The 20,787-nt window shown below is 27.8% G+C and carries 18 protein-coding genes; 1 reads left to right on the plus strand and 17 read right to left on the minus strand.

The annotated features are described in order from the left end of the window. Position 1: 1 nt before the first annotated feature. The 14 genes from rfbD to ACTNAO_RS01975 all read right to left on the minus strand — a co-directional run bounded on the left by rfbD (position 2) and on the right by ACTNAO_RS01975 (position 15,966). Positions 2-916, minus strand: coding sequence for a dTDP-4-dehydrorhamnose reductase (gene rfbD / locus ACTNAO_RS01910; RefSeq protein WP_441027026.1), 915 nt, complete (start codon positions 914-916; stop codon positions 2-4). 21 nt (positions 917-937) lie between these two features. Next, positions 938-1,822: a glucose-1-phosphate thymidylyltransferase RfbA gene (gene rfbA / locus ACTNAO_RS01915; RefSeq protein ID WP_441027028.1), complete on the minus strand. Its 885-nt coding sequence runs from the start codon at positions 1,820-1,822 to the stop codon at positions 938-940. Positions 1,823-1,924: 102 nt separating this feature from the next. Next, entirely contained in the window at positions 1,925-2,845 is a 921-nt protein-coding gene (locus ACTNAO_RS01920) for a glycosyltransferase (protein WP_441027030.1), read from the minus strand. Next, positions 2,842-4,965, minus strand: coding sequence for a glycosyltransferase family 2 protein (locus ACTNAO_RS01925; RefSeq protein WP_441027098.1), 2,124 nt, complete (start codon positions 4,963-4,965; stop codon positions 2,842-2,844). The genes ACTNAO_RS01920 and ACTNAO_RS01925 overlap by 4 nt, the downstream gene beginning before the upstream one ends. A gap of 28 nt (positions 4,966-4,993) precedes the next feature. Beyond that, entirely contained in the window at positions 4,994-6,343 is a 1,350-nt protein-coding gene (locus ACTNAO_RS01930; RefSeq protein WP_441027032.1) for a class I SAM-dependent methyltransferase, read from the minus strand. Next, positions 6,340-7,602 carry an ABC transporter ATP-binding protein gene (locus ACTNAO_RS01935; protein ID WP_441027034.1) on the minus strand — a complete coding sequence of 421 codons (1,263 nt, stop codon included), beginning with the start codon at positions 7,600-7,602 and terminating at the stop codon, positions 6,340-6,342. The genes ACTNAO_RS01930 and ACTNAO_RS01935 overlap by 4 nt, the downstream gene beginning before the upstream one ends. Before the next feature lie 14 nt (positions 7,603-7,616). Continuing rightward, a complete protein-coding gene (locus ACTNAO_RS01940) occupies positions 7,617-8,999 on the minus strand; it encodes an ABC transporter permease (RefSeq protein WP_441027036.1) in 1,383 nt (460 codons plus the stop codon). An 18-nt stretch (positions 9,000-9,017) separates the two neighbouring features. Continuing rightward, positions 9,018-10,415: an undecaprenyl-phosphate glucose phosphotransferase gene (locus tag ACTNAO_RS01945; RefSeq protein WP_441027037.1), complete on the minus strand. Its 1,398-nt coding sequence runs from the start codon at positions 10,413-10,415 to the stop codon at positions 9,018-9,020. Then, a complete protein-coding gene (locus ACTNAO_RS01950) occupies positions 10,412-11,374 on the minus strand; it encodes a glycosyltransferase family 2 protein (RefSeq protein ID WP_441027039.1) in 963 nt (320 codons plus the stop codon). The genes ACTNAO_RS01945 and ACTNAO_RS01950 overlap by 4 nt, the downstream gene beginning before the upstream one ends. Positions 11,375-11,503: 129 nt before the next feature. Continuing rightward, a complete protein-coding gene (gene rfbC, locus ACTNAO_RS01955) occupies positions 11,504-12,067 on the minus strand; it encodes a dTDP-4-dehydrorhamnose 3,5-epimerase (RefSeq protein ID WP_441027041.1) in 564 nt (187 codons plus the stop codon). A 23-nt stretch (positions 12,068-12,090) separates the two neighbouring features. Then, complete coding sequence (locus ACTNAO_RS01960) at positions 12,091-12,858, minus strand: tyrosine-protein phosphatase (RefSeq protein WP_441027043.1); 768 nt, start codon at positions 12,856-12,858, stop codon at positions 12,091-12,093. 6 nt (positions 12,859-12,864) lie between these two features. Next, entirely contained in the window at positions 12,865-13,569 is a 705-nt protein-coding gene (locus ACTNAO_RS01965) for a CpsD/CapB family tyrosine-protein kinase (RefSeq protein WP_441027045.1), read from the minus strand. 12 nt (positions 13,570-13,581) lie between these two features. Beyond that, the gene (locus ACTNAO_RS01970) at positions 13,582-14,268 is read right to left on the minus strand and encodes a YveK family protein (RefSeq protein ID WP_441027047.1); all 687 of its coding nucleotides are present in this window, start codon (positions 14,266-14,268) and stop codon (positions 13,582-13,584) included. Between the two features lie 105 nt (positions 14,269-14,373). Then, positions 14,374-15,966, minus strand: a complete 1,593-nt coding sequence (locus tag ACTNAO_RS01975; RefSeq protein WP_441027049.1) for a peptide chain release factor 3 — start codon at positions 15,964-15,966, stop codon at positions 14,374-14,376. 212 nt (positions 15,967-16,178) lie between these two features. Between ACTNAO_RS01975 and ACTNAO_RS01980 the strand changes: the two genes are divergently transcribed. Next, the gene (locus ACTNAO_RS01980; RefSeq protein ID WP_441027051.1) at positions 16,179-16,364 is read left to right on the plus strand and encodes a hypothetical protein; all 186 of its coding nucleotides are present in this window, start codon (positions 16,179-16,181) and stop codon (positions 16,362-16,364) included. Between the two features lie 69 nt (positions 16,365-16,433). On the opposite strand, the gene ACTNAO_RS01985 is transcribed toward ACTNAO_RS01980, so the two are convergent. From ACTNAO_RS01985 to ACTNAO_RS01995, 3 genes are all read right to left on the minus strand, one after another. Further along, entirely contained in the window at positions 16,434-17,228 is a 795-nt protein-coding gene (locus ACTNAO_RS01985; protein WP_441027053.1) for an SGNH/GDSL hydrolase family protein, read from the minus strand. A 73-nt stretch (positions 17,229-17,301) separates the two neighbouring features. Next, positions 17,302-18,597, minus strand: coding sequence for a M18 family aminopeptidase (locus tag ACTNAO_RS01990; protein WP_441027055.1), 1,296 nt, complete (start codon positions 18,595-18,597; stop codon positions 17,302-17,304). 18 nt (positions 18,598-18,615) lie between these two features. Further along, positions 18,616-20,709: a HelD family protein gene (locus tag ACTNAO_RS01995; protein WP_441027056.1), complete on the minus strand. Its 2,094-nt coding sequence runs from the start codon at positions 20,707-20,709 to the stop codon at positions 18,616-18,618. Positions 20,710-20,787: the final 78 nt, after the last annotated feature.

The raw sequence follows: 20,787 nt of genomic DNA on the forward strand, positions 1-20,787 counted from the left end.
ATTATTTGTTTATATTATATTTAGGAATATTAGCAATAAAAGTTTCTATTGCTTCTTCCCAGTTTCTCATTTCATCACCAACAGTTGATCTAAGCATCATATTGTCAAGTGATGAATAAAATGGTCTTTTAGCAACTGGTTTACCTGCATTTTTTGCATATTCTTCTGAAGTTACTGGATTAACTTTACAATTTAATTTTGATAATTCCATAATCTTCCTTGCAAAATCATACCAAGAACATTCACCTGAACCTGTACAATGGTATATACCATATTCCTCAGTATTTACAAGTTTTAAAATGTGATAAGCTAAATCATTTGCATTAGTTGGATTACCTCTTTGATCATCTACTACTGTTATGGCATCATGATTTTGACCAAGCTTTCTCATAGTGTATACAAAATTATTTCCAATGTATCCATATAACCATGCAGTTCTTACTATATAATATTTTGAAGAAAATTGTTTTACATATTCTTCTCCTAATCTCTTAGTAGTTCCATAAACACTTTGAGGACCTACTTCATCATATTCCTTTAAACTTTCATTTCTTACTTCACCAGAAAATACATAATCTGTTGAAACATGAACAAGTTTAGCCCCTATTTCTTCTGCTGCAATAGCTAAATTCCTAGGACCTAATGCATTAACCTTAAAAGCTGCATCTTTGTTTGTTTCGCAACCATCTACATTAGTAAACGCAGCGCAATTTATTATTACATCTGGTTTTAAGTTAGAAACATACTTTTTAACATCAGAAATCTTAGTAATATCAAGTTCTTCAATATCAATATAAGTAGCTTCACAAGTATTTATATCTATAGGGCAAGCACCAATTTCAGATTTACCTGCACTTAAAATTGATTTAATTTCATTTGCAAGTTGTCCTTTTCCACCTGTAACTAATATTTTCATTTTTATCTGCCACCTTACTTTTTATTTTCTTCTGCTTTCAACTTCTTCAACTATATCAAGTAGATAAGTTCCATACCTTGTTTTAAGCAAAGGTTTAGCTAATTCCTTAACCTTTTCTGCATCAATCCATCCTTGTCTATAAGCTATTTCTTCTAAACATGCAATGTATGTTCCTTGTGTATTTTGAACTGCCTCTACAAAATTTGATGCTTGAAGCATTGAAGAATGAGTACCTGTATCAAGCCATGCCATACCTCTTCCAAGCAATTGTACCTTTAATGTACCATCTTCCATGTAAGTTTTATTTAAATCCGTTATTTCAAGCTCTCCCCTTGGTGATGGTTTTAATAACTTAGCTCTTTTACAAACTGTATTATCATAAAAATATAATCCTGGCACCGCATACTTTGATTTTGGATTTTCAGGTTTTTCTTCTAATGAAATAACTTTGCCATCTTTATCAAATTCAACAACACCAAATGCCTTTGGGTTTTGTACATAATACCCAAATACGTATGCTCCATTTTTCAAATTTGCTGCTGATTGTAAATGTGATGAAAAGTTTTGACCATAAAATATATTATCTCCAAGTATCATAGCAACTGAATCATTACCAATAAATTCTTCTCCTATTATAAATGCTTCTGCAAGTCCATTTGGTTTTTCTTGAACTGCATATTCAATGTTTAATCCAAAATCACTTCCATCCTTAAATAATTCCTTAAAACCTACTATATCCCTTGGAGTAGAAATAATAAGTATATCTCTAATTCCTGCAAGCATAAGGACTGACATTGGATAATATATCATTGGTTTATCATAAATTGGAACCATTTGCTTTGACATTGCCTTTGTAACTGGATATAATCTAGTACCAGATCCACCTGCTAATATAATTCCCTTCAATTAATTCACCTTCTTTAATTAATTTCAAACATAATATAAATTTCTAATTTACAACATAAATTACCTATTTTAAATTTTATCAAATAAAATTATATCATACTTTTAATCATTATACACTTCTTTATACCAATAATTCTTGTTTGATGTATATTTTAGAACTTTATTTTTAGATAATTTAAAATAATTTTGTCCTAATTTATTAGCAATAAATCTCACTGCAAAATTGGGAATGATATCAATAAAAGCTCTAATATTTAATTCTTTTAATGATTTAATTAGTACAAATTTCAAAAGACTTAACGCACTGCTATTGTCTCCTGCATCTTTTATATATTTATGTTGAGCAAGAAAGACTCCTTGATCAAAATATCTATGAAATAATGTGCTATATTTATATTTGTGAGAATGATTAACTACTGAATCTGAAGCATATTTAATTTTATAACCACTATTAATGATTTTATATGCAATATACATATCTTCATTTGTAAGTAAATTTTTATGATCATATCCATTTAATTTAACAAATATATCTTTTCTTATAGCAGATGATGCATCTGAATAAAAATAAGTCATTATACCTAAAGCTTTTAAATCATCTTTTGAAACAATTCTGCTCTTGTTACCATAATTTTTCATTCTAGTATATCTTTCTATTGTTTTATTATCACATATCTGTTTAGAATAAGCAGCATCACATACTCCATTTTCAATGTCTTTTGTTAAGTTATAAAGCCATAAGTCATCTATAATTTTTATATCTTGAGTTATAAAAACAATTATATCTCCTTTTGCTTCATAAGCAGCTTTTTCTCTAGTTAAACTATGAGAAAATTCTTTAAAACTCACCTTAGTATATGATGCGTTTATTCTTTTTAATATGTCTTCACTATTATCTTTAGATTCTGTAAGTAAATATTTTATCTCTACTTCACTAATTTTTTCTTGTTTCTTTATTGCTAGATTTATATTTTCTATATATTTTTCTCCATTATAAATCGGACAAATAACTGTTATTTTCATATTTGGGCCATTTCCTCATTTAAACTATAATTAGCAAGTTTCCTTGAAAAATTAATGTTATAATATGGATCTATGATATTTTTGCCCCATTTACTATAAAATAGCTGAATTTCTTTATTAAATCTTTCTAATTTTTCAGGAGTATCTTCTAAACCTCTTGATTTAGATTCATAATGATATAATTCAACATATGGATTAAACACTATATTATATCCTTTTTCACGCACTTTCATGCACAAATCAATATCATTAAATGCAACAGCAAATTTCTCAGTTAAGCCACCAACTTCCTCATATACATTCCTTCTAATCATCAGACAGGCACCTGTTACTGCACTTACATTTTGTTTTATTAATAATCTACCCATATGGCCATTTTCATATCTTCCAAATCCTTTTCCAATATGATCAGCCACACCATTAACTCCTACAACAATACCTGCATGTTGAATGGTATCATCAGGATAGTAAAGTTTACCTCCAACTATACCAACATCATTCATTTGCGCATGCATTAAAAGTTCTTCTATCCACTTTGGTTTTATAACTTCAGTATCATTATTTAATAATAATATGTAATCTCCTGATGCTTGCTTTACACCAAAGTTATTTATTGCAGCATAATTAAATTCTTTATCCCACTTTACAATTTTCACCTTATCATTTTTACTTATTTGTTCATAATATTTAGTTGTTTGTGGTTCAACACTATTATTTTCTACAATTATGATTTCGTAATTTTTATATGTTGATTTTTGAAGAATTGAATCAACACATTTTTTTAAGGTTTTTGCTTGATCTTTATTTGGTATTATTATTGATACCTTTGGATTTCCTACTATTTCATATTCAACTTTATAGCAGCCACTAAAATTTCCTCTTTTAACTATTCCTTTAATGCCTTTTCTTTTTAAATGTTCTTCAATTGCTCTCCTACCAGCTTCTATGGCATAAGGTTTTACATCTATTCCAGCTGCTGTTGAACCATTATGCACTCTCCAATGATATAAAATTTTAGGAATATGATAAACCTTCTTTGCATTTTCAGTAAGCCTAAGAATTATATCAAAATCTTGACTTCCATCAAATTCACTATTAAAATCGCCTGCTTTTTCTAATAAAGTTTTTGAGAACACAGAAAAATGTGTTATATAATTGTAACTTCTTAATGTATCTGGGGCCCAGTCTTGTTTAAAGTGAGGACCAAAATACTCTAATTCTTTTTCATCTATTTTATCTTCATCTGAATATATAAATTCATAATCCTTGTCTTTATTTAAAACAACAATATATTCATATAATGCATTTTCTGTTAATAAGTCATCATGATCTAAAAGAGCAACATAATCTCCAGATACAAGCTTTAATCCTTCGTTTGTGTTTCCAGAAATCATATAATTTTCTTTTAAATATTTTACTTTTATTCTATTATCAATTTTTTCATATTCCTTAAGCATATTTATTGTATCTTGATTTGTACTTGCTCCATCAGCAATACAAAGTTCCCAATTAGAATATGTTTGATTCCTTACAGATTCGATCATTGCTCTTAAGAAATCTGGTTTTGTATTATATGTTGGTACAACTATACTTATTAAAGGTGTAAAGTTAAATTTTTCATTTCTTTGTCTTTCTAATTCTTCTTCACTTGGAGAAATAGCTCTAAACCATGCATCATAATTTTGTTCAGCTACAACACTAGTTCTTACTTTTGACTTCACTTTATAATATGTTTTCTTTATTCCATTTTTAGAAACTTCTTTTATACCTTTTTTTATATTTGGAATATTTATCATTCTCAAAACTTTCTTAGCCTTATCACTTTTACTTCTGTCCTTAACTTCTTCCTTAACATTTATAGTTACACTTTCTTTATTGTCTCCATATTTGAATATAACTTTTACTTGCTTTACATAAGGAAAAATTAATTGAAATCCTGCATTAACTGATTCCTCTTGTTCATCAAACTTTCTATATAAGTCATCTCGTCTTACTAGGTCTTTCTTAAATTCAATTCCTTCAACCTCTATGTCAACTTTTCTAGTTTCTGGATCATATGCCCAACCATCAACATAAACAATCCCCTCTCTTAATTTAACCCTATCGATACAATATTCCATTGAAGCCAATTTAATTCACTCTCCTGATTTATTTTATACTTTTAATTTTGTTTTTTATCTTTTTGCAAACTTTAGTACCATAAGCCATATTTTGAATTTGTGATGCTTTTATATCATTAGTACTGTTTACAATAGATGAATTAATAGTATTTACTATGTCTTTAACACAACTTGAATTTTCTTCATAATTACATATTCTTAATATATTAAATTCTAATGATTTAATAATTGAAGGTTCAAAACTTAAAATTATCTGCGGATCATTTCTATAAAAAATGTATTCAGAATTATTAACATTATCAGCATTAGTTTTAACAGTAAATTCTATTGATTCACCTTTATCATTTTTAATAACAACATTATCAAATTTAAACTTACCTGATTTTTCTGTTGTATCTACTCTTATAAAGTCAATTTTTTCTCTAGAAAAATCCTTAAATAACATATGAATTTCACAATCAACATTAACACTTTGGTAAGTGCTTCTATCTTCAGAACATTCATTATTATTACCATAATAAATCTTTACTATATTATCTCCATATAAAGGTAATTTAGTTTTTGTAATTCCCATACTTGTTCTTATTCTATATAATCTATACAAATTTTCAAGTAATTTATCTATTTGCGCATTTATAATATCAATTTTATTTTCCATTGTCATATTAACTTCTCTTGTTTTTTCCATTATAAAAAAGTTTCTATAACCATTCTCTGTATAGTCTTTGTCAAATATTAATGAATTATAATATTTATTTATTTGGGCAATATAGTCTTCTAATCCTAAATCTATTTGACTTAATGACTGAGCATTAGTAAGTTTTTCCCATGTATCTAGATTACCATGTGAAAAATAAGTATATTTTATAGATTTTTGATTCATATATTGCTGTAATGTATCTAGAGAAGGAAGCCCATTATCAATATGTTCCATAAGCCATTGGTGATTTACACCTATGATAGATTTGTAATATGAATTGCATCTTTCTTCTGCTAAAACCACCTCATCTTTACTAAAAGGAGCTGATATTATTGCTACCTTGCTACATACCCTATATAATTCATCAATAAAATTTTTTCTTTTCTCTGATGGAATATGCTCATATACATCAAGAGCAATTACTATGTCATAACAATTATCATCAAAATCCATATTGGTGGCATCACCTAATATATATTGTGGATCATTACGCAATTTTTCTGGTACACATATATCTAAGTATGTTACTTTATCATTTGGTAAAAATTTTTCTAAATTTTTATGTTCATTGGCACCAACTTCAAGTATATTAAATGTTTCATTGCTTTTTCTTATGGAATTAATGATAATTTCAGCATTTTTATATCTTTGGTATTGATCAAATATTATATTTATCACTCAAGCACCTCCCATTTATGCTTTATATAAAACTTTCCTTCTGATATATATTTGTTTACAACATTAAATTGAATAATATCCTTTTTATAATCCAATCCAACAATTCCCTCATCTGTAAAAATACCAACATCTATATTGTATTTTCCTGCTAACAGTGTCATTTCCGGTATACTATATACTACTTTGTGTCTACCAAATGTATTTGGTACTTCTGCCTTTTCTAAATACGTATTAGGTCCAAAAATATAATCACCATCTGGTGTATGAAATGCAACACCTAAAAGAAATCCCTTAATCTCTTCCTTATAAATATCATAAGTTACTTCTACCTCAAACTTATCAAATGTTTGAATTTTTTTATTATTAATATTAACTTGCATTATTGATGCTAAAACATCATCATTATTGGGCACTTGAAATTCTGATAATTTATTATGTGAATTTTTTAATTCTAATAATAAATCTTCATTAGATTGTTCTTCATCATCTTTTTGATCTATTCTGACATCTTTTTTATTATCTTTTTCTCCATACTTCATAAAATCTTCATATAGATCGCCAACTTCACTAGATTCACCCATTGTAACTATCTTGCCATCTCTTATCCACATAGCTTTGTTACAAAACCTTTTTACTTGTTCTGTAGCATGAGAAACGAAAAGAATAGTAGTACCACTTTCTTTTAAGCTTTTCATCTTATTAATACACTTAATTTGAAACCTTGTATCACCAACAGCAAGTGCTTCATCTACTATAAGTATATCTGGATCAACATTTATTGCTACTGCAAATGCAAGTCTGGCAAACATACCACTTGAATATGTCTTTACTGGTTGATTAATAAATTCTCCTATATCAGCAAATTCTACAACGCTTTGCACTTTCTTATCCATTTCTTCTCTAGTATAACCCATCATAGTACCATTTAAATAAATATTTTCAATACCTGTATATTCTTGATTAAAACCAGTACCAAGTTCAAGAATTGCAGAGACCTTACCATTAACTTCTATACTGCCACTTGTTGGTGTAAGTACTCCTGTTATCATCTTTAACAATGTTGACTTACCAGAACCATTTTTCCCAAGAATACCAATAGCATCACCTTTTAAAACATCAAAACTAATGCCATTTAAAGCACTAAATTCTTTATGATATGTTTTATGTGTTATTGAAAAAGTTTCCTTAAGTCTATCTATTGGCTTATTATATATATTATATTTTTTTACTAAATCCTTAACACTAATCATTACTTCCATAAATTTTTACCTCACTATATTACATCTGAAAAATGTGGTCTTAACTTGTTAAATGTTTTAACTCCAATCATTAACATGATAAGACAAAAGCACCAAAAATACAGTGTATGATATGGTCTTTGCCAAAAGCATATTTTTTCCACAAAAGCATCTCTATATCCTGTTACAATATAAAATACAGGATTTAATTTAAATACTTTTTGAAGCCATTCAGGAAGCATTGTTATATTCCAACCTATTGGAGTAGCCCAAAATCCAACATTAATTATTATAGTTATGATTTGACCTAAGTCTCTAAAAAATAATACTACTGCTGAAGTAAATACTGTAATGCTAAAAACCAAAACAATCATGGCAAAAAGATAATAAAAAACCTGAAACATTTGCCAATCAGGATAATATCCATAAGCAGCACTTACACCGACTAAAAATACTATAAAAAATAAGTGAACAAATAATGTTGAAATTATTTTTATCACAGGTAATGTTTCTATTTTGAAAACTACCTTTTTTACCAAATAACTATATTCCATAAATACATTTGTACCAGCTGATAATGCTTCTGAGAAAAAGAACCAAGGTATTATTCCAGAAACAAACCATACTATAAATGGAAGATTACCAACATCAGCTTGCCTAAATCCAACTTGAAATACAAACCAATATACAGCAATTGTTATTAATGGTTGAATAAATCCCCAAATAACTCCTAAATATGATGATACATATTTTTGTTTAAAATCATTTTTAGCTAAATTACCTATTAATTTTTTGTTACTTATTGCTTTCTTAACAAATTCTATAGATTGTCTCAATTCTTGTAAACATATTGAAGTTATAAATCCTAGGACAAGTGACATTAAAACCAATACATAATTAATATATTTAGGTCTTCCAATTGACTTTTGAACTAAACCAGGTATATTTGAAACAACTAAATATGGATCACCCTCTTCTGCATTAATTATTACGGCATCCCCATTCATATCAACTTCTACTTGATGTTCTTCTATATTTAAACTATTGTATTCATCTTTAGTTATTAATATTTTTTCACCTGTATTTATAGAAACATCTTTTATCTCTATGTCTTGTTTTTTACTTCCAAAATCTATTCTTATATTTTTAGCATCCACAGGAAATGACAATGATATCTTTTTATATTTGCCTATAGATTTAGTCTTGTAAGATGCTTTATCTGAGTTATCTTCGCTCCAATTTTTATCTCCATTAATATCATAATAAACAGTATATTGTTCATCAGTTTGACCTTTAATTGTCATTTCAATAGTTGAATTTTTAGGATAATCATTATAATATTTATTGAATAAAATAAACAATACTAATGAAACAATACACCCTATAGTTAAAATTAATGCTTTATTTTTCTTGCTCATTCTTACCTCCTATGTGATTTAATAAGCGTTCTTATTAATAAATCCCTTAATTGGAGTTAATAAAAGTATTTTTATATCAAATAATAAACTCCAATTTTCTATGTAATATATATCGCATTCTATTCTCTTTTCAATAGATGTGTCGCCTCTCCAACCTTGAATTTGCGCCCAACCTGTAATACCTGGTCTTACTTGATGTTTAACCATATATTTAGGTATTTCTTCTTTAAACTTTTCAACATATTGAGGTCTTTCTGGCCTTGGTCCTACAAGACTCATATCACCAAATAACACATTAAAAAATTGTGGCATTTCATCTATACTTGTTTTTCTTATAATTGTGCCAACCTTAGTTTTTCTTGAATCATTTTTAACTGTCCAGCCTTCCTTTTCCTTTTCTGGATCTTGCATTTTCATGCTTCTAAATTTATACATAGTAAAGGGTTTTCTATTTAGACCTATACGTTCTTGTTTAAATATAACATCTCCCTTTGATGTAAGTTTTATAAGTATTGCTGTAATAATCATAATAGGTGAAAATATTATTATACAGAATAATGACCCTATTATATCCAAAGATCTTTTCATAAATTTATTTAAAACATTATCAAGGGGAATATATCGCATATTTATAAGTGGCACTCCACCAATTTCTTCTATATAAGGTTTTGCAGGAAGATATTTAGAATATGACGGAATTATTTGAGCCCTTACTCCTAATTTCTCACAAACTGCAATTATTCCTTTTAATTTATCGTATTCTTTCATTTCTAGAGTAATAATTATTTCATCTACATCACGATTTTTTTCTAGATAATCTTCTAATTTATCAATTGTTCCAAGAAATTCTAGATCCTTTGGTTTTTTTTCTCCATCTTGAAATATCCCTAGTACATTGTATCCCCAATGTTTATTAGATAATATTAAATTGTTAAATTTATCTGTACCCTCACTATATCCAACAAATACTGTATACTTTTTATTGTATCCATTCCTTCTTATACTTCTCATAAGGACTCTAATAGCTACTCTTTGCATACATGTAAGAATAGTGCATGTAACAAAAAATATTATAAGAAAAATCCTTGAATAATGAATTTGCTTTGTAACAAATAATAGGCCAATAAATATAAGAATTCCAATTATATTAGCTATTATAATATTCCATATTTCATTACTTAAAAATATTACCCTTTCAGTGATATATAACCTCTTATAATTATAGATTATCAAGTAAATTGGAATCATTATTATTACAGGTCCTAAGTATTCCTTAAAACTTAAATAACCGCCTTCTATTGATAAAAGACCACTTACTAGCCTAAAGTACCAACTAAATAGAAAAGCAACCATAATTGTTACAATATCCAATAAAACTATTAATTTATTTATTATTTTTTGGTTTTGCTTTATCATACTTTACCTCTCTTTAAAAGGTTTATTGTATCCTTAATAAGATATATTTCAATTTTTATATAATTACCTAAATTTCTTTTTATATGTATCTTCTTTAACTTTTTTCTACTTTTTATTCCTTCTAATACACCGCCTATATAAGCCTTTCCAAAACCTTTAGCAGAAAATAATATTAATTTTATTAATATTCCCATAAATATAAATATAAAATTAAGTACTATTTGCCATATGGGCATATTTTTATATATTAAATAGATATTATTTCTAGCAGAAAGCTTAACTTTAAATTCATTGTGCCTACTACCACTTGTTGCACTTCCAATATGATATACCATTGCTGAAGGCTCATAATAATTTTTATATCCAAATATTCTAGCTCTATATGAAATATCTAGATCCTCTAAATATGCAAAGAAATTTTCATCAAAATAACCTATTTGATCAAATACACTTTTTCTGTATATTGCAGCTCCAGCACAAGCCGAAAACACCTCACGCTTTGTATTGTATTTATCTTGACTCTTGCCATCTCCAAATTTAGTAGCCCATCCCAAAATTGTATACCCATCTCCGGCATCATCTATTATATTTCTATTATCATATCTAAGCATTTTACTAGAACATGCAAAAATATTGTCATCAGATTTTATTGTTTTATACAAATTGTAAATAAAATCTTTGTGAATTTCTGTATCATTATTTAAAAGAATAACAAATTCACTTTTACTAGCCTTAATACCTTCATTTACTGCAGCTGAAAATCCTTTGTTTGAAGTCAACCTTATTAAATTTATACCCTCACATGATTCATTACTTATTATTTTTATACTATCATCTTTTGAATCATTATCTACTATTATTATCTCATCAGCTTTCATTGATTGCTCTTTTAAACTATCTAAACATTTTTTTAAATATCTTTCGCCGTTGTAATTTGGAATAACAACTGTTGCTCCCATTAATTTTCTCCTATAACAAAACACATATTATAATCTTGCCAAATATTATTTTAGTATGCTTATATTTTAAAAAATATTATGGCTGCAATGCTAAAAATGTAAGCACAGCAGTCATAACATTAAATAATATTAATATTCAAATGGAATATCTAAATCTTTTAAATTTTTATGCTTTTTATCCTTTTCTGATAGGATTATATTATCTATTCCTTCAAGTGGCCATTCTATTCCTATATCAGGATCATTCCACATTACACCACAGTCATATTCTGGGGCATAAAAATCAGTACATTTATATGTAAATACAGCTTCATCAGATAAAACTAAAAATCCATGAGCAAAGCCTTCTGGAATGTAAAATTGCTTTTTATTTTCAGCAGAAAGTCTAACACCTTCCCATTGTCCAAATGTTTTTGATCCTTTTCTTAAATCAACGGCTACATCAAAAACTTCTCCTTCTGTAACTCTAACAAGTTTTCCTTGAGAATGCTTTCTTTGGAAATGTAATCCTCTTAGTACACCTTTAACTGACTTTGATTGATTGTCTTGAACAAATTCCATATTAAGTCCAGCTTCTTCAAATTGCTTTTTATTATAAGTTTCCATAAAATATCCTCTATTATCTCCGAATACTTTATTTTCTATAATATATACTCCTTCAATTTTAGTTTTTGTAAATACAAAATTATCCATTAAAATTATCTCCTTGTTTTATATTATTTTCTAAAAAATGAAAAAATCGATTTTTTAGGTTTTATTTTTTGTCCTTCAAAAGAAACATTTTTATTATTAAGCATATTATTTGAAGATTCATAAAAATGATCCTTAATATTTATATCTATTTTAGAGCACTCATCAAGTGCATAATTAATACCTGTACATCTACTTCCAACACCATGTGCATCTGAACCAATAAAATTATATACATTATTTTTCAGAAGTATTTCAGCTGTTTTTTTTACTTCTTTTCCAAACTTACCTTCTATACTTCCAGCATTCATTTGAAGTAATATACCTTCTTCTATAAAATCATTTATTCTTTCTGGTTTTTCTATAATAATCTTATATCTTTCTGGATGAGCCATTATTAAAGTCAATCCCTTTAATTGCATTTCATACAATGTATCTAATGCATCTTCTGGAAATTCCCTCATTGGAAGTTCATAAAGCATATATTTAGAATCATTTATAGTTCCTATAATACCTTCTTCATAATCTTTTATCATATTGTTTGAATAATAAACTTCTTGACCATGAAAGATGTCTATATCAATTCCAGCAGTTTTTACTTTAACATTTAATTCTTGAACCATTTCTTTAACTTTATTATAAGGAGTTTCCCCATAACCTATACAATAATGAGGAGTAGCAACTATTTCCTTAGTGCCACATTTTACTGCATTTTTAAGCATTTCTATGGTAGTATGAAAATCTTTTGAACCATCATCAATCTCTGGTAAAATGTGTGAATGAATATCTATCATATGATTTTACCTTGTTCTTCTGTGAGATGACTTTCTTTTTTCACGAGTACCATCTTCTCCAGTTCCGTAATAATAATAATAGTATTTGCCTCTTGTATTTTCAACTCCATTTAAAACAGTTCCTAGAATTTTCCCTCCAACTTTTTCAATAAGTCCTTTTGCTTGAATAACAGACTCTCTCTTTGTAGCGTGTGCTCTAACTACTAAAATTATACCATCAGACTTAGTTGAAAGAATTTGAGCATCAGTTACAGCTTGCAGTGGTGCTGTATCTAAAATTATTATGTCATATCTTTCCTTTAAAGCAACTAATAGTCTTTCCATTGTCCTAGACCCTAACATTTCAGCTGGATTAGGAGGAAGCTTTCCTGATGTTATTACATCTAATTCTTCATTAAAATGATGAATAACATCATCTATTTTTTCCTTTCCTATTAGAATATCAGAAAGTCCTCCTATATTTGATATCTTAAACTTCTTATGTAATGATGGTTTTCTTAAATCGCAGTCAATAATTACTGTCTTTTTTGCAGCTTGCGCAAATGATATTGCTATATTTCCTGCTGTAGTTGACTTACCTTCGCCTGGTTCTGAACTTGTTACTACAATAGTTCTAATTTCTTCATCAAAAGAAGAGTATTGAATGTTAGTTCTAAGCGTTCTGTAAGCTTCAGCCGCTATTGACTTTGGTTTTTCATCTACTATAAACATATTTTTTCCCCTTTACTTTACTTTTTCTGTATCCGGAATAACTCCAAGAACTGGTAATCCCATTACTTGTTCTAATTGTTCCTTATCCTTAAATGTACTATCCATTATTGCAAGTAGCAATGCTATACCTACACCTACAGCAAGACCTAAAAGGAAGCCCACAGCAATATTAAGTTTTTTATTAGGGCTTACTGGTGCTGTTGGAAGTTTAACTTCTTCAATAACTTTTACATTTGCATTTGTAATAAGTTCTGGTGATGTTTTTATAAATTCATCAGTTATTGCTTGAACAACATCTTTACATTCTTCTTTATTTTCACTTGTATAACTAATTTCAAGTATTTGTGTATCTGTTTGTGGTGTAACAGTAAGACCAGCTAAAGCTTTATTTGCATCAACATCAATCCCTGCATCTTCAAAAGCTCTTTCAACTAAATCAGAAGTTGCAATTGTTACAGAATATGTTTTTAAAAGTTTTTGATACATTTGTACATCGTTACTATTATAATTTTGATCTGTAGAGGCACTACTTTCTTTACCTATAAATAGCTTTGTATTTGCCTCGTATTTAGGTTTTATTAAAAAGAAACTAACAATAGTTACTAATATTGTAGATGCTAATGTTATAGATACTATAAGTTGCCATTTTTTCTTTAAAGCGTCTACAATATCTTGTATTTTTATACTTTCCTCGTTCATTATTTATCCTCCCATAATAATATATCTTTATATAATCTTTTCTAATTGTAACATTATGTTCAATTCTTGTTAAGAGAAATTTGTTCAAATTTGCATTTATTAACTTTACTCACTTTTTCCAACACCAGACAAAATAATTCCCTCATTATGTTCAAGTGCCCAATTTATTCCCCAATCATTTTGGAATATAAGTAAATTTCTATCCTTTAAATCTTTTACTTTCTTAGTGTCAGAAGTTAAATTTAAATTGTCAACATCTATATCTTCATTTTCAATCCATCGTACAAACCTATAGGACAATCTTTCCATTTTTATATCTACACCATATTCATTTTTAAGCCTATATTCTAACACTTCAAATTGAAGAACACCCACAACTCCTACAATTATTTCTTCCATTCCAATATGTAATTCCTTAAAGACTTGAATTGCTCCTTCTTGGGCTATTTGAGTAATACCCTTAATAAATTGTTTTCTCTTCATAGTATCAGATGGTCTTACTCTTGCAAAATGCTCTGGTGCAAAGGCTGGTATACCTTCAAATTTAAATTTTGTAGAAGGACTACATAAAGTATCTCCTATTGAAAAAATTCCAGGGTCAAATACACCTATTATATCTCCAGCATAAGCTTCATCAATTATTTCTCTATCTTGAGCCATAAATTGTTGAGGTTGTGAAAGCTTAACTTTTTTATTTCCTTGCATATGAAAAACTTCCATGCCTTTTTCAAATTTTCCTGAACATATTCTCATAAAAGCAATTCTATCTCTATGTGCCTTATTCATATTAGCTTGTATCTTAAATACAAATGCTGAGAAATTTTTATCAAATGGATCAATACTTCCTATACTTGAATTTCTAGCAAGAGGTGCTGTAGTCATTTCTAAGAAATGATCTAAAAATGGCTTAACTCCGAAATTTGTCAAAGCAGATCCAAAGAATACTGGTGTTAATTCACCTTTTCTAACCTTTTCTAATGAGAATTCATCTCCAGCTATATCTAAAAGTTCTATATCCTCTAATAATTTATCATGAAGAGCATCACCTAATATTTCACGTACCTTCTGATCTTCAATGTTACCTTCTATTGCTTCTACTTCTTTTTGTCCATGGTCACCACCATTAAAAGCAATTATTCTTTTGTTATCTCTTTCATAAACTCCTTTAAATTCTTTTCCAGAACCTATTGGCCAATTCATAGGATATGTCTTTATGCCAAGTTCATTTTCTATATCATCTAATAATTTAAACGGATCTTGTGCTTCTCTATCCATTTTATTTATTAATGTAAAAATAGGTATTTCCCTAAGTGAACAAACTTGAAACAATTTTCTTGTTTGATCTTCTACACCCTTTGCAGCATCAACTACCATAACTGCTGAATCAGCTGCCATAAGTGTTCTGTATGTATCTTCTGAGAAATCCTGATGTCCTGGAGTATCAAGTATATTTATACAGTGGTCATTATAATTAAATTGCATTACAGATGATGTAACGGAAATTCCTCTTTGCTTTTCTATCTCCATCCAGTCAGAAACAGCATGTTTTGATGCCTTTCTAGCTTTTACTGAACCTGCAAGCCTTATAGCACCTCCATATAACAAGAATTTTTCTGTTAATGTAGTTTTACCTGCATCTGGGTGAGAAATTATTGCAAATGTTCTTCTTTTCTTTATTTCATTTATATAATCAGCCAAAGTATTTCCTCCTCTATTTTCGTGCTCATACAACATATGATTATACCACAAAGTATTATTAGTTGCACTTTAGTTTCCCTCAATTGCCTTATTTTAATCATAAAATTACATTTAATACACACTATCAAATGTAATAGTTATATTAAAGCGTATGTTTTTTTACTTTTTGTAAAAACTAATTATAATATAAATATTTTATAGGAGATGATATTTTGGAAAGTTCAAATAACAAAAATAAAAAGGTATATCTTCCAAAAGAAAGAACATGTTACACTCCAGATAACAACATAAAAAATAGTGGTGCACCGAATCCAGCACAAGATCCAATTGTCTGCAATAATATTGCATGGCAGGAAGGTAATTATATAGAAAATGACTATACTGATAAAGACTTGTAAAATTTTTCATATGTAATAAAAATGCCTTAGAGTCTTATATACTTTTTGTATATTACCCTAAGGCATTTATTATTTTTCTATAGATTTTAATGTATCAAATAAAGTTTTAGTATAAAGTTGATATCCTGTATCATTAGGAACATTTTCATTAAGTAGAGAACTCTCTGAACCCCCATAATCTAAAAATGCCTGTTTCATATCAGCTATAAGTATTCCATTATTTGATGACAATTCTAATATTTTATCTCTGTAAGCATTATTCTTATCTAAAGTGTTAGGAACTATTGCTATTATTTGCACTGGATTATTTACTTCTTTTATTTTTGCAATCATTGTATTATAGCTAGTTTCAAATTCATCTATTGAAGATTTATTCATATTATCATTATGTCCAAAACATGTAATAACAAGATCATATCCTTTAATATTGTTTTTCACAACTGTATCTAAGCCATCTTTAGCTGATGACCTATTTTTTGCAAGAGATACCATTTCCACATCTGAGCCATAATAACTTTTAATTGAACTTTTAAATCCTTCTTGCCATATGCCACTAGAACTAGTTCTTCCTGCACTAAGTGCAAGTCCATCACCTAACACTAGTACTCTTATTTTTTGTTTACTATGTAATTTTTCAACCAGGTCTTGAGTTACTGTTTCTGTAGCTTTTTTATCATCTTTGTTTGAATTTTGTGAAGTCTCATTACTATTTTCTTTTTTAGCTTGATACCATTTATTATAATCAGCAGCATTTTCCTTTGCCATCATATTATCTTTAAAGATACCTACTGCAAGTAACACACAAAGCACAACTGCCAATATTAAAATAAAAAATATACTTTTTTTATTTTCGATATTCCTCATTTTTCCCCCCATAATTAACTTATTAATATTACATATATAACCATATTATATCAATATTTTTAAGTTTTTCATACTACATATTGTAAAATCTACTAAATAATTTATTAACATACTCATTATCCTTTACTGAAGCCAACTCTCTAATAGAATGCATTGCAAGAATTGGTGTTCCCATATCAATAACTGGTACTGAAAAATGAGATGATATCATAGGTCCAATAGTAGTGCCACCTCTCATATCAGACCTATTTACAAATGTTTGATATGGGATCTTGGCATCATTACAGATTTCTTTAAAAATTGCACCAGATACAGAATTTGTAGAATAACTTCCAGAAGCTGCAATCTTTAAAACTGGCCCTCTTCCAAGAACAGGCCTGTTAGTTAAATCATGTTTTTCTGCATTATTAGGATGAAGTGCGTGAGCTAAATCTGCAGACATTACAATGCTATTTGACAATGCCATATAATATTCTTCCTTTGAACATCCAAGACTTAAACATATTCTTTCAAACACACTACTTACAAATGAAGAATCTGCTCCACTTTCAGTAAAACTTCCTATTTCTTCATTATCTGTACATATTAATACATTTGTATAATCACTTGAGTTACTAGTACTTAAAGCTTTTACCCCAGCAAATACCATCCATAAGTCATCAAGTCTAGATGATGATATAAATTCTTCATAAGCTCCTAACAAACAACCATTTTCATATTCATATAAAAATAAGTCAAAATCCAGTATATCTTTCTTATCTACTTCAAGTTCTGTACAAATTAAATTAACTAAATAATCTTTATATTCAAGTTTTTCATTTATTAATCCTGCAAGAGGAAGTGTATCTTTTTGCTTATTAATTGCATAACCATCATTTACATTTCTATTCATGTGTATTGCCATATTAGGTATTATTAATATAGGTTTATTTATATTTACTAATTTTTCTTTTGGTTTAAGAGAAGATTTACCTTTTAACACTACTCTTCCTGCAATAGATAATGGTCTATCAAACCAAGTACTTAAGATAGCTCCACCATACCCTTCTGTATTTAATTTAACATATGAATTTTCAACATTAATTTCACATTTAGGTTTAATTTTAAAACAAGGTGAATCTGTATGTGCTCCAATAACTTTAAATCCATTATTATATATTTTTTTATTTCCAACTATGAATGCAATAAATGCAGATTTATTTTTTTCTATATAATATTTGTCACCAGCTTTTAAATTCCACTTTTCACTATTTTCTAATTTTTTAAAACCTGCACTTTTTAAAATATCTACAGCAGTTTTAGTTGCATGAAAAGCTGTAGGACTTTTATCTATAAAACTAATTAACTCTTTAGCTAATTCTTTTTGCATAAAAAACACTCTCCTATATTATTTAACAACTGAAAGTCTATGAAGTGCTCGTGTACACATAATATACTTAATCAATCCATCAACTTCCTTGTTATTTTCAACTATTATAACTCCATCAAACTCTAACCCTTTAGCAAAATAGCTTGGTATAATTACTTTGCCTCCACTATATATAAGATCATCCCTATCAAAAGTCAAAATCTTTATTTTATTTTTTATCATGGCAGAAACTTTATTTAACTCATTAATATCTTGAACAATAACTGCTATACTTTCAAGTCCATCTTCTTCATAATCTTCTATTAATGATATTATAGTCTCAATTTTATCTTGATCATTTTCTGTATTCTCCACAAGAACCTCTTCACCTTCTCTTACAAGAGGCACTACTTTTTTATCATCTAAAAAGCTTGATGCATAATCCATTATTTGTTTTGTTGATCTATAACTTTTTAAAAGTTCATAATTGACAATATCATCTTTATCAAAAATTTTATGAAGATTAAGCATAGCAGGTTCATCATCAACCTTTACAAGTCTTTGATTTTTATCTCCAACTATTGTATAACTTTTACATGATGTTAGAGCTTTTATAACCTTGAATTGCACTATACTATAATCCTGCGCCTCATCTATTACAATATGCCTAATTTCTTTTTTATATTTAGCACCTTCTAATTTTATTTTTAAGTATAATATTCCAGCAAGATCTACATATCCAATTTCATCAGTACCAGTTAATTTTTTATATAATTCTGTAACATCTAAATGATTAATAAAACTATCTAATCTATTTCTAGAATTCATAACTTCTCTAATTATTTCTCTGATTCTTATTCTTCTTTTAAATTCAATATCATTTTTTTCTATTTCATATTGTTCTTTTGATAAGGATTCTATTTTAGTCTTTATGTCATTATTTAATTTTCTTACATATTCATCTCTCTTATCTTTAATTTTTAATGTAAGAATTCTTTTTATTTTCTCACTACGCCTAAATAAAGGCATGTTAATATAATACTTATTAAACAATTCGTCTATTTCGTTTACATCCACAATAACCTTATTAAAAAATGTTATATCTTGAATTTTAAAATAATTCTTATTTAATTCATCAACCTTCTTATCTAAAAATTCCAAAAATGCATCTGAATTTTTATAAATATATTCTTCTTTTACAGTTTCATTTCCCTTTATTGATTCTTCAAAATAATAAGCTGGTCCCTTAATTTCATAATTAATATTTATTTCCTTAAGTGCAAAGCTTTCAAATGTCTGCTCAAGTACATTACTTTCTCCTAATGATGGAAGAACTTCTGATATATAATCCATAAATATATCATTTGGACCAAATATTAAAATTTTATCTCCAAATTGTTTTCTATAATTATATAAAAGATATGAAACCCTATGAAGAGCAATAGTTGTTTTACCAGATCCAGCCACACCATTTACTACAATCACTTTATCTTTAGGTGCCCTTATTATTTCATCTTGTTCCTTTTGAATAGTCATAACTATATCTTGAAGATTTTTAGATGTATTTTCAGCTAAAACCATTTGAAGTATCTCATCTTTAACATCTATTGCAGAATCAAAAATTCCTTTTAATTCTCCCTTCTTTATAACAAGTTGTCTCCTACCTATTATATTAGCTTGCTCTTCACCTTCAGGAGTAACATAAGAAGCTTCGCCTAAGGTTCCTTTATAAAAAAGTGATGCAATTGGAGCTCTCCAATCAATTATAACAGGTTCATATCCATTTTCCTTCATAACACCAAAGCGGCCTATATATATATCATTTACCCCAATGTCTTCTTCACTAAATGTGACCTTTCCAAAATAAGGTGACTTTTTTAAAATTGTAAGTTCTTTTAATTTCTTATCAATTGCCTTGTAAGCTTCTTCCTTTACATATGTTTCATGATCAAAGTATTCTATATATTTATCTTCATCCTCTTTATATTCTTCTAAAGCTCTCTTTCTATTTTCTAATATATATTCTTTTATATATTTTCTCTTTGTAATATAATTAAGAGTTTCTACATTTAATAAATTAAGAACTTCCTCTAATTTAATTTTTTCACTTTCAAGTTCTAATTCTTTATTCAAAATTAATCTCTCCTTAAAATCATAATAAAAATCCAAAGAATACTAATGCAGAATACAAGAAAGTTTTAAACTATACTC

It is taken from the genome of Clostridium sp. HCP1S3_C6 (assembly GCF_052066735.1).
In the GTDB taxonomy this organism is placed as follows: Bacteria; Bacillota; Clostridia; order Clostridiales; family Clostridiaceae; genus Clostridium.

Coding starts and splice junctions, on each gene's coding strand:
- rfbD (WP_441027026.1), bottom strand. CDS start 916: ATGAAAATATTAGTTACAGGTGGAAAAGGACAACTTGCAAATGAAATT.
- ACTNAO_RS01920 (WP_441027030.1), bottom strand. CDS start 2,845: ATGAAAATAACAGTTATTTGTCCGATTTATAATGGAGAAAAATATATA.
- ACTNAO_RS01925 (WP_441027098.1), bottom strand. CDS start 4,965: ATGGAATATTGTATCGATAGGGTTAAATTAAGAGAGGGGATTGTTTAT.
- ACTNAO_RS01935 (WP_441027034.1), bottom strand. CDS start 7,602: ATGGAAGTAATGATTAGTGTTAAGGATTTAGTAAAAAAATATAATATA.
- ACTNAO_RS01940 (WP_441027036.1), bottom strand. CDS start 8,999: ATGAGCAAGAAAAATAAAGCATTAATTTTAACTATAGGGTGTATTGTT.
- ACTNAO_RS01945 (WP_441027037.1), bottom strand. CDS start 10,415: ATGATAAAGCAAAACCAAAAAATAATAAATAAATTAATAGTTTTATTG.
- ACTNAO_RS01950 (WP_441027039.1), bottom strand. CDS start 11,374: ATGGGAGCAACAGTTGTTATTCCAAATTACAACGGCGAAAGATATTTA.
- rfbC (WP_441027041.1), bottom strand. CDS start 12,067: ATGGATAATTTTGTATTTACAAAAACTAAAATTGAAGGAGTATATATT.
- ACTNAO_RS01960 (WP_441027043.1), bottom strand. CDS start 12,858: ATGATAGATATTCATTCACACATTTTACCAGAGATTGATGATGGTTCA.
- ACTNAO_RS01965 (WP_441027045.1), bottom strand. CDS start 13,569: ATGTTTATAGTAGATGAAAAACCAAAGTCAATAGCGGCTGAAGCTTAC.
- ACTNAO_RS01970 (WP_441027047.1), bottom strand. CDS start 14,268: ATGAACGAGGAAAGTATAAAAATACAAGATATTGTAGACGCTTTAAAG.
- ACTNAO_RS01985 (WP_441027053.1), bottom strand. CDS start 17,228: ATGAGGAATATCGAAAATAAAAAAAGTATATTTTTTATTTTAATATTG.
- ACTNAO_RS01990 (WP_441027055.1), bottom strand. CDS start 18,597: ATGCAAAAAGAATTAGCTAAAGAGTTAATTAGTTTTATAGATAAAAGT.